This window comes from Weissella sagaensis (assembly GCF_005405285.1).
Classification (GTDB): domain Bacteria; phylum Bacillota; class Bacilli; order Lactobacillales; family Lactobacillaceae; genus Weissella; species Weissella sagaensis.
Window position 1 is genome coordinate 1 of record NZ_BJDT01000002.1, and the last position, 15,525, is coordinate 15,525.

Annotated in this window: 12 protein-coding genes; 3 read left to right on the forward strand and 9 right to left on the reverse strand. The window is 36.9% G+C overall.

All coding sequences use genetic code 11. The annotated features are described in order from the left end of the window. Positions 1-440 precede the first annotated feature (440 nt). From FFM55_RS02700 to FFM55_RS02730, 7 genes are all read right to left on the reverse strand, one after another. A complete protein-coding gene (locus FFM55_RS02700; RefSeq protein ID WP_042492882.1) occupies positions 441-4,757 on the reverse strand; it encodes a PolC-type DNA polymerase III in 4,317 nt (1,438 codons plus the stop codon). A 372-nt stretch (positions 4,758-5,129) separates the two neighbouring features. Next, positions 5,130-6,842, reverse strand: a complete 1,713-nt coding sequence (locus FFM55_RS02705) for a proline--tRNA ligase (RefSeq protein ID WP_042492883.1) — start codon at positions 6,840-6,842, stop codon at positions 5,130-5,132. 98 nt (positions 6,843-6,940) lie between these two features. After that, positions 6,941-8,197 carry an RIP metalloprotease RseP gene (gene rseP / locus FFM55_RS02710; protein ID WP_042492884.1) on the reverse strand — a complete coding sequence of 419 codons (1,257 nt, stop codon included), beginning with the start codon at positions 8,195-8,197 and terminating at the stop codon, positions 6,941-6,943. Positions 8,198-8,362: 165 nt separating this feature from the next. After that, positions 8,363-9,154 carry a phosphatidate cytidylyltransferase gene (locus FFM55_RS02715; protein WP_137600459.1) on the reverse strand — a complete coding sequence of 264 codons (792 nt, stop codon included), beginning with the start codon at positions 9,152-9,154 and terminating at the stop codon, positions 8,363-8,365. Beyond that, positions 9,151-9,987: an undecaprenyl pyrophosphate synthase gene (gene uppS / locus FFM55_RS02720; protein ID WP_081839295.1), complete on the reverse strand. Its 837-nt coding sequence runs from the start codon at positions 9,985-9,987 to the stop codon at positions 9,151-9,153. The genes FFM55_RS02715 and uppS overlap by 4 nt, the downstream gene beginning before the upstream one ends. A gap of 100 nt (positions 9,988-10,087) precedes the next feature. Next, the gene (locus FFM55_RS02725; RefSeq protein ID WP_137600460.1) at positions 10,088-10,912 is read right to left on the reverse strand and encodes a Cof-type HAD-IIB family hydrolase; all 825 of its coding nucleotides are present in this window, start codon (positions 10,910-10,912) and stop codon (positions 10,088-10,090) included. Continuing rightward, positions 10,902-11,333, reverse strand: a complete 432-nt coding sequence (locus FFM55_RS02730) for a GtrA family protein (protein ID WP_042492889.1) — start codon at positions 11,331-11,333, stop codon at positions 10,902-10,904. The genes FFM55_RS02725 and FFM55_RS02730 overlap by 11 nt, the downstream gene beginning before the upstream one ends. A 132-nt stretch (positions 11,334-11,465) precedes the next feature. On the opposite strand from FFM55_RS02730, the gene FFM55_RS02735 reads away from it, so the two are divergent. Genes FFM55_RS02735 through FFM55_RS02745 form a run of 3 tightly spaced genes read left to right on the forward strand, consistent with a single transcriptional unit; the run spans position 11,466 to position 13,491 of the window. Beyond that, entirely contained in the window at positions 11,466-12,263 is a 798-nt protein-coding gene (locus tag FFM55_RS02735; protein WP_042492890.1) for a hypothetical protein, read from the forward strand. Positions 12,264-12,317: 54 nt separating this feature from the next. Further along, positions 12,318-12,593 (forward strand): ArsR/SmtB family transcription factor, encoded by a 276-nt coding sequence (locus FFM55_RS02740; RefSeq protein ID WP_165206631.1) that lies wholly within the window; start codon positions 12,318-12,320, stop codon positions 12,591-12,593. A 1-nt stretch (position 12,594) separates the two neighbouring features. Then, positions 12,595-13,491: a cation diffusion facilitator family transporter gene (locus FFM55_RS02745; protein ID WP_042492892.1), complete on the forward strand. Its 897-nt coding sequence runs from the start codon at positions 12,595-12,597 to the stop codon at positions 13,489-13,491. Between the two features lie 59 nt (positions 13,492-13,550). Here the strand turns inward: FFM55_RS02745 and FFM55_RS02750 are convergent, their stop codons facing one another. Continuing rightward, positions 13,551-14,087 (reverse strand): phosphoribosyltransferase, encoded by a 537-nt coding sequence (locus FFM55_RS02750; RefSeq protein ID WP_042492893.1) that lies wholly within the window; start codon positions 14,085-14,087, stop codon positions 13,551-13,553. 2 nt (positions 14,088-14,089) lie between these two features. After that, positions 14,090-15,382 carry an adenylosuccinate synthase gene (locus tag FFM55_RS02755; RefSeq protein WP_042492894.1) on the reverse strand — a complete coding sequence of 431 codons (1,293 nt, stop codon included), beginning with the start codon at positions 15,380-15,382 and terminating at the stop codon, positions 14,090-14,092. Between the last annotated feature and the right edge of the window lie 143 nt (positions 15,383-15,525).

The following is a 15,525-nucleotide window of genomic DNA, read 5'->3' on the forward strand; positions in this document are numbered from 1 at the left end:
TCTCATTTTAAAAGTTTGAGTATAACTCAATTTTGTTGTTTTAATTGTTTAACAGAAGTTAAACGAATTTATTAGCGAATTGACTTCGCAAATGTTTTTGTTTCAAGCTTAATGCTTGAAGACCCTACACATTTGTTCTATCGAAACGATATTCAGTTTTCAATGATCAACGTTGTTGTCTCGCTGACAACTTAATTAATAATACAGAACTCATACAAACTTGTCAACATCTTTTTAAGAATAAATATTAACAATATTTGATATGCATTGATGTAATGTCGTTGCCAACTTGATATATATTACACACCATTTTATTAAAAGTCAACACTTTAAGTGAAACAAATATCAAAACTAATTTTAAAACCCTCTTAAAACACAATAAAAGCTAAGGCAAACCTTGATTTGCCTTAGCTTTTGCTATAAATAATCTTCAATTATAATTAAAACAATGCTAGTTGATTCTCGTCTGGCATACCATTTAACACACCATTTTCATCTAAAAACTGTAACAATGTTTTTGAAATGCCACCACGTTGTGCAAGATCTTCCTTTGAGAGGAATTCTCCAGCTGCTCGCGCTGAAACTATTTTTTTCGCCACGTTATCACCCAGACCAGGCACAGCATTAAATGGCGCAATTAGTGTATTACCCCCAATTAACCATTCTTCAGAATCTGATTTATAAAGATCTACCATATTAAAATCAATACCGCGTTCCAGTGCTTCGTTTGCAATTTCAAGTACAGTCAATAAGTCTTTATCTTTAGCTGAAGCATCATTTCCTTGATGTTTGATTTCCATTATTTTTGCTTTCGTACTATTTAACCCATGCGACATCGAAACAATATCAAAATTGCTAGCACGAACTGAAAAATAAGCCGCATAATAAAGCGTTGGAAAATAGACTTTAAAGTACGCAATACGCAAAGCCATCAAGACATACGCTGCCGCATGAGCTCGTGGGAACATGTACTTAATCTTCAAACCAGATTCAATATACCATTCAGGTACGCCAGCTGCGCGCATTTCTGCTTGGAATTCATCTGTAATCCCTTTACCTTTACGTACTTTTTCCATGATTTGGAAAGACGACTCTGAATTAACACCATAATTAATTAAGTCGGTCATGATTTTATCACGCGTTCCAATAACTGTACCAATCGTAGCCACACCACGTTCAATTAATTCATCAGCATTACCACGCCAAACATCCGTTCCGTGAGATAGACCTGAGATTTGTAGTAATTCAGAATAGTTCTTGGGATGCGTCTCTTCCAACATCCCTCGAACAAAGGCTGTTCCAAATTCAGGTACCCCTAATGTCCCAGTCTTAGAAAAAATTTGTTCTTCAGTCACCCCCAACACTTCAGGTGATGAAAATAGGCTCATCACCCCTGGATCATTCATCGGAATAGTTGTTGGGTCAATCCCCGACATATCCTGTAAGGCACGAATCATCGTCGGATCATCATGACCCAAAATATCCATTTTTAAAATATTATCGTGAATTGAATGGAAATCAAAGTGGGTTGTTCGCCAAGTTGCTGATAGATCATCAGCTGGATATTGAATAGGCGTGAAATCATAAATTTCCATATCATCCGGCACAATCAAAATACCAGCTGGATGTTGCCCTGTTGTTCGCTTGACACCAGTTGCGCCCATAGCTAGCCGCTCAATTTCAGCACCTCTAAATTGCTTATCGTGATCACGTTCGTACGCTTTCACGTACCCAAACGCCGTTTTATCAGCGACCGTTGCAATTGTTCCAGCACGGAAAACATTATTTTCTCCGAACAATGACTTCATATAGTTATGCGCAAAAGGTTGATAATCCCCTGAAAAATTCAAATCAATATCAGGAACCTTATTTCCCTTGAACCCTAAGAAAGTCTCGAATGGGATATTGTGACCATCACCAATTAGTTTTGTACCATCAATGGGGCTATATTTTTCTGGCAAGTCATATCCTGACTCATAGTTCCTTGGATCTACAAATTCAACATAATCACCATTCACACTCCGATAGTGTGGTGGTAAAGCGTTCACTTCAGTTATTCCAATCAATAGCGCAATCAAAGAGGATCCAACTGATCCACGTGAGCCAACCAAATAACCGTCTTTATTTGATTTAGCCACCAATCGTTGTGCAACTAAATAAATAACCGCAAATCCATTTTTAATAATGGAATTTAATTCTTGTTCAACACGCGCTTCAACAATTTGCGGCAATGGATTACCATACATACGATACGCTGTTTCATATGATTTTTGGCGTATTTCGTCATTAGCCGTTGGCATATTAGGTGGGTAATTGCCGCTTTTAATCGCTTCAACATCATCGATCATATCAGCAACCACATGCGTATTATCAATCACTACTTTTTGAGCAAGCTCTGGCCCCATCCAACTAAAATCATCTAACATCTCTTGGGTAGTCCGTAGGTGCAATTCAGGCAAACTGTGTCGATTTAGCGGATTAGCACCACCTTGTGAACTAACTAAAACCTTACGATAAATCGCATCTTCTGGATTCAAGTAATGCACATTTCCTGTCACAACAACCGGTTTATCCAATTCATCGCCAATTTTAACGGCTTGCATCATTAATTCACGCAAACGCGCTTCATCTTTAATTAATTCGCCTTCAATTTCAGGTAAATAATTGGCTGAAGGTTGAATTTCAATATAGTCATAATACTTTGCTTTAGATTTAGCAGCAGCATAACCTTTTTGCATTAAGGCTTCCCAAAATTCGCCAGATGTATCACCAGTTCCTAATAATAAACCATCTCGATATTTATTTAGTAACGACCGTGGTACTCGCGCATTACGATAAAAATAATGAATATTTGATTCAGAAATCATTTTGTATAGATTTTTAACACCGGCCTGATTTTTCACCAAAACAACAGCATGATTTGGTCGGCCATGACGCCAAGCATCATTTTCTGTCATGCGCTCATTTAGTTGATCAGCATGTGTAATACCATATGCCTCACGAGCCTCTTCCAGGAATATACGATTCAAATGACCAGTCGTTTCCGAATCAAAAATTGCTCGGTGATGTTGTTCCAATTGCACACCAAAATGTTTTGCTAATGTATTCAAACGGTAAGAACGCATATGTGGGTATAAGAAACGTGCTAACGTCAAAGTATCGATAATTGGATTAGAGATGACTGGCATACCATGACGCTCATAGCCTTCGTTCATAAAGCCCATGTCAAAGGTTACATTGTGTCCAACTAAGATGGCATCACCATAGAATTCACGAAAAGCTGTAAACACATCTTTTTCAGACTTTGAACCACGAACCATATCATCGGTAATTGATGTTAAATCCGTCGTTGTTTGACTAAGCGGAAATCCTGGATCAATAAACTCAGAAAATTCAGCAACAACATTACCTTTTTGCATTCTAACAGCTGATAATTCAATTACTTTATCATAGGCTGCTGACAACCCAGTCGTTTCCACATCAAAGACCACATATTCAGCATCACTCAGTTCAACATGAGCTGGATTAAAAATAATTGGTTCACCATCCTCAACCAAATTCACTTCAACACCGTAAATCATTTTCATATCATTCGCCGCTGCAGATGTTGATGCTTCAGGAAAGCCTTGAGCACCAGCAGTATCAGTAATGGCAATCGCATCCATTCCCCAATTATGGGCTTGTTTAACATAATCTTTAATACCATTGGTGGCATCCATAGTCGACATCAATGAATGCGTATGCAACTCAATCCGCTTTTTGTCACCTTCATAGGTTTCCAGACGTGGTTGGTGCTTAACAATTTGAATATCATAAGCCATCATAGTCAAATCATGCAAAAAATCATCCTGTTGTACCGGTCCACGTGCTCGGACCCACATGCCAGGTTTAATATTTTCAAAAAACGCAACATCTGCATCATCACGTGAAAACTTTTTTAGAACAAACGAACTTGTATAGTCAGTTATCTTCATCGTCAATAATTGGCGTTCAGACTTTAATACCTTCACTTCAGCCGCAAAAATATAGCCTTCAACAATGACTGACCGTTCTTCATCAACAATATCAATCATATCCGTCACGTCTGCATCACTAGCAATTTTACGACCCAAATTATTGCTACCAACATTTTTACCATTATAACTGACTGTTTTACGTTGCTTAGCTGCTTGTTCAATTTGAACTTGCGCCATTTGTGATAACTGCTCATCTTGAGATGCACGTTGGGCCATAGCAGTTGCTTGCGATTCTGCAACTAGTTGTTCATCAACATTCACTTTAAATGGTAATTCTGTCGTAACACCTATTTGTCGATAGGCATTTTGAATGATTGGTAAGCCTGTTTGCGTCGCATATTTACTCCAAGCTGTCGATGCAAAGTTTAACACTAATTGTTCATTATCAATCACTGGCATTACTTGGTTAAAAGCTCGTTGAAATGCCCCTGGTTCATTTTGGTGTTGGTTTAATACCCACCCCCAATAATTAATAATTTGGGGTAACTTTGGTTGAACTGTCAAACTAATTTCGTAATTAACCGTTGCAATACTAGCAAATGTTGTTTGTAATTTACTAATTAACATTGCCAATGTTGTCACTTCTGGCAATTCAGGCAATGATAAATGAAATTGCCAAACACGTGATTGCTTATGGACCGTTAATTTTGTTAAAGTTGCCTCTTTAAAGGTGTCCGGCACCTCCTTGTATTGCAACTGTTGTAACAATACTTGAAATTGTTCTTGTGGGTTTAATGCCATCACTTATCGCCCCTTTCACGAATTTTGTAATCTATTGTTATTATACATTGTCCTCGTAAGATAAAAACAACAAAACAATTAATTGCTTTGTTAAGCACAAAAAAAGAGGAAGCAACGGGCAAGTTGCTTCCTCTTTTCGTAACAAATAGTACTAATACTATGTCGTTACTATAATCAAGTTAGATGGGCGTCCAACTTGATTAGAAAAGGTATATTTAACACATACCAGTTTAAGGAGTAGTTGCAGGAACGGGCATTCCTGCTAGGTTATGAGTAATCATTATGGGCATCGATGTGATATCTCTGTATCCCTCATCGATAGTTATACTATAAATCTAAAATCTTAAAAAAAGAATAAAGATTTACAATCGATTAATCTTTATTACCATTTAAAAATACATGTAACGTTGACACAAGTTCTTCAGCTCGAACTTCAATTGCCTCATCAGCTTTACGTAATTTAACTTCTACAATGCCTTCGCTAGCCTTTTTACCTACTGTTACTCGTACAGGCAAACCAATTAAATCAGAATCTGCAAACTTAACACCAGGACGTTCATTACGATCATCCAAAAGCACCTCATAACCAGCAGCTGTCAAACTATTATGTAATTCATCTGTTAGCTTAGCCTGCTCTTCATTCTTATACTTAATTGGTATTAGGTGAACATCCCATGGTGCTACACTAGCTGGCCATGAAAGGCCGTGTTCATCAGCATTTTGTTCAGCAATTGCTGCAAGCAAACGAGAAACACCAATACCGTATGATCCCATAATAACATCTGCTTGACGACCATTATCATCTAAGACTTGTGCCCCCATGGCCTTAGAATAACGTGTTCCTAACTTAAATATATGACCGATTTCAATTCCCTTAGTAAATTGCAAATGTCCTTTAGTATCAATTGATAAATCACCTTCGCGCGCAACACGTACATCTGCTACTTCATCAATTCTAAAGTCACGATCAATATTAGCGTTCAAGTAATGGAATCCTTGCTCATTGCCGCCAACGACAATATTGGCCATGTCTGTGACCCATTCATCAGCAATAATTTTTACTTCTTCGCCAACACCAACAGGTCCTAGTGAACCAAATGGGGCGTTTAAGTATTGTTGCGTTTCTTCTTCAGTTGCTAAACGTAATTCGTCTACATGTAAATAATTTTGTACTTTAACTTCGTTGACCTCAAAGTCACCACGAACTAACACTAAAATTGGTTGATTATCAGCCATCATCAACATGGTCTTAACTAACTGATCAGCTGTTGTCTGTAGATAATCAGCCAATTCGGCAATCGTCCCTACTTCTGGCGTTGCAATTTTTTGTAAATCAGCTAATGGGGCATGTGATTTATTTGGTACATATAAATCTTTGGCCATTTCTAAGTTAGCAGCATATTCTGATTGATCAGAATATGCAATGGTATCCTCACCAGCAGCAGCAGGGGCTGAAAATTCCTTTGAATCAGATCCACCCATGGCACCAGCATCACCAACAATGACACGATAATCCAAACCAACTCGATTAAAAATATTAATATAAGCTGATTCCATTTTCTTATAAGTATTATCTAAACTGGCTTCATCAATTGAAAACGAATAAGCGTCCTTCATAATAAACTCACGTCCACGCAAAACACCAAAACGTGGGCGATCTTCATCACGTAGCTTTGTCTGAATTTGGTACAGCGTCAATGGCAAACGTTTGTATGACTTAATATCATCACGAATCAAAGTTGTCATCGTTTCTTCATGTGTGGGGCCAAGAATCATATCCCGTCCATGACGATTGCGCAACTTAAACAAATTAGGCCCATATGTTTCATAACGACCTGATTCTTGCCATAGTTCTGCTGGCAACAAAACTGGTGCAGTCATTTCAATAGCATCAATCTTTTCCATTTCTTCACGGATAATAGCTGTAATTTTGTTTAATACTCGTTGTGCTAATGGTAAGTAGGCGTATACCCCTGCTGTAACCTGACGAACATATCCCGCACGTAACATCATTTGATGTGAAATTACTTCTGCATCAGCTGGTGTTTCACGTAATGTCGGGATAAAAACCTTTGATTGTTTCATGATTTATACCCATTCCTCATCTCTGCGCTTTTACGCACATTAAAATTCTTTTACTATTTTAACACATTTGTCTTTTTACAACATTTCAAGCTGATTAATTACTTAATGAAATAACGTAATATATCATTTCCAGTGACTGCTATCATCAAAACAAACAATAAGCCAACACCCACCAAAGTTACCGCTAATTCAGCTTTTTCAGGCACAGGGCGTCTGATAATTGCTTCAACTGCGTTCAACAGTAACTTACCACCATCCAAACCTGGAATTGGTAGTAAATTCATCATTCCTAAATTAACCGATAACCAAGCCATGAATGACACAATTGCCAATATTCCCATATGGCTGACTTCTGATGTGTTTTTATAAATGGCAACTGGTCCGCCTAATTTATTTAGTGAGAAACCTTGTACCAAGTTTTTAATAGCCCTAAAAATTTGTGTCATAGATTGACTAGTCATTTGGAACCCATAGCGAATGCGTGCCGTTAATGCATTGGTCTGTTTAGACGTTACACCCACTTGACCAATAACCATACCACCATTTTTAACACCTTTAGGTTTAAGCGTAACATGGTGCGCCTTACCATTTCTCTCGTATGTAATATTAACTTTTTGATTTGCTAAAGGTTGAATTGTATTTTGCATTTTTTGCCATGAATGGATTCTCTCACCATTAATTGCCGTTATCTCATCGTTATGTTTCAATCCTGCTAAAGCTGCTGGTGAATCCTTGTTCACTTGGTCAACGGTTGTTGTTGAAACACCTGGTAAAGAAAATGCTAACCCAATGAATAAAATTAATGTCAAAATAAAATTGTTAAGTGGACCCGCAAAATTAATTAATGCGCGTTGCCAAAGCTTGGCAGACTCAATATGCGTATCTCTTGGTGCAACTAATACCATGGTCCCGTCGGGTTCTATAATTGACGCATCATGATCAACAGTTAGTCGTACTAACTGATTGTCGTTCGCCAAATAGCCTTCAATAAACATACCATCAATTAAATCAACTTGATTGACAGTCATCGTTTGACCCCCAACTAATTCTTCTTGTTCAGACAAATTAATTTTCGTGACAACATCATCTGTCACGACCACTGTCACAGACATACCTGGTTGAATGGGATCATTGTCCGTATCACCACGGCCAGCCATGCGTACATAACCCCCTACTGGCAAGATACGCCAAGTATATGTTGTGCCATGACGTTGCGTTTGCAAAACTTTTGGTCCCATGCCAATCGCAAATTCCCGTACTCGTACACCCGATTTTTTTGCAAAGTAAAAGTGTCCAAACTCATGAACAATAACGATTACGCCAAACACAATAATAAATGTAATAATTGCTGTCATTTTTCTCTCCATCCCCATTCTAAGTAGGGTTAGTATACAATAAAAACCGTTTCCACGGTACTATTGAAAAAGGATCGATGATAATCATCGATCCTTTTGAACTTGTTTCAAAAATCATTCCTTAATGTTAGGTTATTTGGATATACCGTGACTCCCACAGAAAACTTACGCAAAGACACCTAACAAATACATCAATGGCAATACAATCAACATTGAATCGAAACGATCTAAAATACCACCATGTCCTGGCAAAGCATTTCCTGAATCTTTAACGTGATAAAAACGCTTCAAAGATGATTCAATCAAATCACCAAATTGTCCAGCAACTGACAAAACAATACTAATTAGAAGCATGATTCCCCAGTTATAACGTTGTGGAAAGAAGTAAACATAAATCGCTGCCAATACAACAGCAATCACACTACCACCAATTGATCCTTCCCAGGTTTTATTAGGTGAAATAGCCGTTAGTTTGTGCTTACCTAATTTACGCCCGACTAAGTAAGCAGCCGAATCTGTTACCCAGACAATTAAGAAAGCATACATTAACGTATCAAGACCAGCTGTACGTGCTGCAACCATCATCCCAAAGCCTAGTCCAACATAAATCATCGTTAACGTAAAGACACCAGCGTCTTCGAAATTAAATTTATTACGTGCAACAACTGTATGCAATAACATTAAAATAACAAAAATATATAATAATGAAGAACGTTGCAAAGTTACTGGCAAGTTTAATTCATGCCAAATACTAGTTGGCAATGTCATGACGACTGCACCTAACATGGTTAGAACAGCGCCAAAATCAATTAGCAATGTGCGACGCATCAAGACTACTTCAGAAGCAGCCACAGCTGCCAATACTGACGCAGCAATTTGAATCCAAATCCCGCCTGCTATTAAAATGGGGATAAAGATTGCTAGTGCAACAACTGCTGTAATCACCCGTGTTTTCATTTTTTTATCTCCTGCTTTTTATCACTTTTATTTTCTGCTAAACCTCCAAAACGACGGTGTCGTGATTGGTAAGTCATAATAGTTCGTTTCAAAACGGCTGGTGTAAATTCTGGCCAATGTTCATCCACAAAAACAAATTCAGCATAGGCAATCTGCCAAAGCAAAAAATTAGATAACCGCTCTTCACCACTTGTTCGAATTAATAAATCTGGATCTGGATAATCTAATGATGCGGTCATCATCGCTTGGTCAACCAACTGTTCATCAATATCTTCTGGTTTGATTTCACCTGTTATGATACGTTGCGCAATTTGTTGCATACCCGAAACAATTTCAGCACGACCGCCATAATTCAAAGCAAAATTTAATACCATTCCGGTGTTATTGGCTGTCTTTGCAATGGCATTGTGCACTGCTTTTTGTGTGTGCATCGGTAGCTGGTCAATATAACCAATCACATTTACACGAATATTATTAGCAATTAAATCTGGCACAAAGGTATCAAAAAATTTACCAGGTAATTTCATTAAAAAACCAACTTCAGTATCTGGGCGTTTCCAATTTTCTGTCGAAAAAGCATACAACGTTAACACCTTTACACCCAAATCACTGGCAGCTTTTGTAATATCTTTAACAACTTCCATGCCACGCTGATGACCCGAAACTCGTGGTAGATTCTGTTTTTTTGCCCATCGGCCATTACCGTCCATGATAATCGCAATATGTTTTGGGATTTGTTCATTATCCAATTCAATTGTTTGCGTATCAACATGTTTCTCATGTTGGTCATTAAAAAACACGATTTTCCCTCCGATATCTTGATAAATAATCATTAATAGATTGCATAGCACATCATAATCTTATACATTATAACAGTTTGTTACGAAACATTTTACTATTATTGGTTATTTATCAAAATTTTTACTCACTTTATTAATCAAAAGCACCAGCTAATAATGCTTCAATCGTATCCAAAACGCCGTTGTGATTATTGTCATTAACAGCTAAGTTATTAACCCGGACTTTCATGAAGTCTTCCGCATTTGGCATCACGAATGGATATTTAACATACCGCAACATCTCTAAATCATTCCCATTATCACCAAAGGCTGCCATTTCTTCCGGCTTAATATGCCATTTTTCCCCTAGTTGTTGTAACCCAGTTCGCTTATTGACACCTGGTGCTAAGATATCAACAGTTCCAAATCCTGATCCAGTTGTATGTAATTCTTCACCAAATTCTACTCGTAATTGTTGAATATATTGGTGCACATCAATACCTTGTGGCCAAACAAAAGTAAAACGAAAAATATTATCATCAATTTCTTTGAACTTTTCAACTTGGTGAACAATTGGATAAAATTGTTTTACCATACCAATGACTTCGGGGGTTGCATGATTAGAAACATATGCACCATTGTGTCCTGATAGCACAATCAAATTTTCCAACTCCGCATTAGTCCGATTATTCCAGTCAATAACCCGTTTAATTTGGGCATTAGTAATTGAAGATTCAGCAATCACTTCTTCATGGTTCATAACCAATGCACCATTATCAGACACATATGTCACACGGTCAGGATTAACTGGATTAAAGTACGAACGTAATTGCGTGTATTGATTACCACTTGCTGCAACAAAACGAATACCACGTTCATCCAATTCATCTAATAAATCTTCCATACGTGCATAATCAAATGTACGATCATCACGTAATAACGTGCCATCCATGTCTGTTGCAATTAACTTAATCGTCATTTTTAATTTTCTCCTTTAGTTTAAATATTACTAATTTGCTTAATACATAATTCGAAACTATCACAAATATATTTTGAATAACATTCCATATCATATCATTCTGGTGCATCACATGAACACCAAATAGTAAAATTAAATATCCTAACATGCCCGTTGCCAAACGTGCCAGAAAAAATTTTATCATTTCTAGTATAATATTACCGAACCCGGTTGTTTGACTATCGAATACCCATTTACGATTAGTTAAATAAGCAAACAACACACTCAACAACCATGCTAGAACATACGATACATTGATCGTTAAGTCCATCCAGCGAGCACCACTATAAACGACAATATTTACCAGAGTTGTCAAAACACCAAATATTAAATACATTAGTTGCATACGATACTTGACAATTTTTGCCATGATTGTGCGCATTTTATTACTCCATTTCGATAAATTTACAAAATTATACTCAAAATATTATATCAGACTCACCACTAAACAGTTAGTTTGCTACAATTATTATCATAGGTTCTTGCAAAACTAATTAACTAGAAAGGCTTTATTATGAATCCAAGTTCTAATTCTAAAGATTCTCGTACGCAACACCGTGAATCATCAAATCCACTTGCATCACGTTTACTTAATTTCTCACAAGCAAAAATACCGTGGCTATCAATGTTAATCAGTGTCATCGCCCAAAATGTGGTTTGGTGGGTTTATCCTTTAATATACTCTAATCGTTTAGTTAGTGGCCAAATTCAACACAACCCGCTCCTGTTAACCTATAGTATTATTTTATCATTGGCTATTTTTTTAACGTTTAATCGCAATTTTGCACAATGGTTTAATTACATCGTTATCTTAGTCCCACTACTATTTTTATATTTTTTGTATAAACATTTTACTGGACAACAAGTGATGTTGCTTACACTATTACCACTTGCACTATTGTTAATTAATATTCCTGGCTTAAACTTAAAAAATATTTTAGGGCTCATTTTATATTCAGGTATTGCAGCCTTAGTGATGCCTGTTGTTATTTTTTATCAACAAAATACATTCTTGACCCAACCATTTTTGCTTAGTTTATTTCCCCTATTTTTCAGCTATCTATTTTTCATGAGTAGCTTATTTGTACCAGAAGGACGTAACAAACGCTTAACATCGCTAGTATTTGGTATTATTTTACTAATCAATGTTTTAGCATTAGATTGGAACTTATGGATGTTTTTGGGCGTACTAATTATCGTATTTACTTGGCTAGTGTTAATTAATTTGAATTTAAAACAACGCTATCAAATGACCTTTTTTACCGTTCTACAGACACTGACAATTATGATTATCTTCTTGCAACAACTATAAAAATAGGAAGAAATTTTACTTTCAAATAACATATTAACGTTTTATAATATGTTTATGGATAAACAATTATCAGAATTTTTTAAATTATTTTCAAATGTCTTACGGCTTAAAATTTTACAAATTTTAGATCAAAATGAACAAAATGTTTCCAGTTTAGTTATTTTGACAGGCTATTCGCAATCAAACATATCACAACAATTAAAAATATTAAAAGCAGCTGATATTATTAGTCATCATCGTCATGGTAAACAAATCTTTTATACCTTAAAAGATGACCATATCCATGAAATTATTGCCTTAGCATCAAACCACTTGGAGGAAAAAATATAATATGCATAATCATCATGAGCATGCAGGCGTTCCAAAAAAACAACTGCCGTATTTAATTGGCATTATTCTTAATTCCATATTTATTATTGCTGAAATGATTTTTGCCTACTATGCGGATTCCACAGCCTTATTTGCTGATGCATTGCATAGTATTAGCGATGTGGCCTCATTAATTTTAGCGTGGGCTGCTGTTGCTGTTTTTGGATTACGGGCGACATCAACGCATACGTACGGCTGGCATAATGCCACCATTTTAGCTAGTTTCATGAACGCTCTTTTCTTATTAGGTGCCGTTTTTATTATTTGGTTTGAAGCGATTGATAAATTGCTCAATAGCAACAGTGAACCAGCTGGTAGTTTAATTATGATTGTGTCAGCTATTGGTATTGTAATCAACTTTTTAGCTGCTAAATTTTTTGCCATGGCTGGTGATCATGAACATGATATCAACGCCAAAGGTGCTTATGTACACCTATTAGCCGACGCTGGTGTATCTTTTGGCGTTGTTTTATCTGGACTACTAACGTTCCTGACAGACTGGTATTGGCTTGATCCAGTTGTTTCAATTTTAATTGGCGTTGTTATTATCGTTTCTTCTTGGGGGATTTTTAAACAATCTATTCTCTTAATCTTCAATGGTGTCCCAGAAAATATCGATGAAGAAGCTGTTGAAAATGCCATTTTAGCAACCCCACAAGTTATCAGTATGCATGATTTACATATTTGGGGTTTATCCACTACTGAGACAGCATTAACCGTGCATCTGGTTGTTGAGAATCCTGGTGATATGACCTTGCTATCACAATTAGGTTATATGCTACAAAATGACATGCACATTCAACACACAACAATTCAACTGGAAAAAAATAAAACTGATGAGCCATGTAACACCATCTAACTCATCTTTCAAAACAAAAAATTCGTTAAGTTCAAAAATGAACTTAACGAATTTTTATTTTAATTATTTAATTCCAAAACAGCCACATATGGCAAACCACGATAATATTCGTTGTAATCCATACCATATCCAACTAAAAACTCATCTGGTACATGTGCGCCAATAAAATCTGGCGTGATACCACCTGCTGATTCAGATTGTCGTTTATCAGTTGCAACTGCGACATAAACTTTTTTAGCACCACGTGCCTCAAAATCTGCCTTGAGATAACGTAATGTTAGTCCTGAGTCAACAACCTCATCTAAAATAACAACTGTACGATCTTTTAAATCAACCTTCAAATCACGTTGAATTGTAATATGACCGGTTGACTTATCACCAACATAACTAGAAACATCAATATAATCAAGTTCAACCTCACATTGCATAGCCCGCATTAAATCAGCCATCCACATGTAAGCACCCTTCATAACACCAATAAATACTGGACGTTCCACATCAACTAGTACTTCATTCAATTCGCCAGCTACCCGATTGACCATTTTTTCAATATCATCAACTGACAAAATAGTGCGCGCTAATCTCATTTCCGGCATGTTTACCCCTCATTCCAGATATCAAACAAAATAATTGTTTGTTCGTTCGATGGGCCAACTGCAAACGTATATAGCGGTACACCAATTAGTTCTTCAACACGCTTTAGATAGTTTTCAGCATTTGCTGGCAACTCTTCACGTGACTTAATACCAGTAATATCTTCTGACCAACCTGGTAGTTCTTCATAAATTGGTGTGACACGTTGCACATCCTTTAAGTTAGCTGGATAATGTGAAATACGTTGACCATCTAATTCATAAGCAACAGCCAATTTAACTGTCTTAAGTCCTGACAAAACATCTAGACTGTTCAATGACAAGTGTGTAAAACCACCAATACGAGCAGCATGGCGCAAAACAACTGTATCTAACCACCCAATACGTCGAGGTCGTTTAGTCACAACACCGTATTCATGACCAACTTCACGAATACGGTCACCAACTTCATCAAATAATTCCGTTGGGAAAGGTCCATCACCAACACGTGATGTATATGCCTTAGCAACTCCTACGACACCGTTAATCTTTGTTGGTCCAACACCAGCACCAACCGTTGCACCCCCACCAACTGGTGAAGATGAAGTTACGTATGGATAGGTCCCTTGATCGATGTCCAACATTGCACCTTGTGCACCTTCAAATAGCACACGCTTGCCATCATCTAAATAGTCATTAATCAAAACTGTTGTATCAACAATATAAGGCTTTAAAGTCTGTCCGTAGCCATAGTATTCTGCTACCAATGTTTCCACATCAAACGGCTTTTGATTATAAATTTTTTCTAGAATTTCATTTTTTTCAGCTAATACGTTACTTAGACGCTCACGCAAAACATCTTCATCTAATAAATCAGCCACGCGAATACCAATACGAGCAGCTTTATCCATGTAAGTTGGGCCGATGCCACGTCCAGTTGTCCCAATCTTGCCATCGCCCTTTTTAGCGTCGGCTAGTTTATCCATCAACATATGGTAAGGGAAAATTACATGAGCTCGGTCAGAAATACGTAAGTTGTCAGTTGTCACACCTTGTGCTTGGATTTCATGCAATTCATCCAACAATGCTTTAGGAGTAACAACAGTCCCGTTACCAATAACAGCTAAACGCTCAGGATTGAAAATTCCTGATGGTACAGAAGATAATTCAAACTTTTTACCATCTACATAAATTGTGTGCCCGGCATTGTTACCACCTTGATAACGGACCACCATATCAGAGTTTTGTGAGATAAAGTTTGTAATCTTTCCTTTACCCTCATCACCCCATTGACTACCAACAACTACAATCCCTGCCATATTGGCCTCCTATTTCAGGTTCGCTAAACACGAACAATATAAACTTTTCTCAATACTTAATTAAGTTTACCAAGAAACTAGCTAGGTTTCAATGTTATTCTCTTTAAAAGTTCGACTTTTAATCAAAAAAAACATTAAAAAGC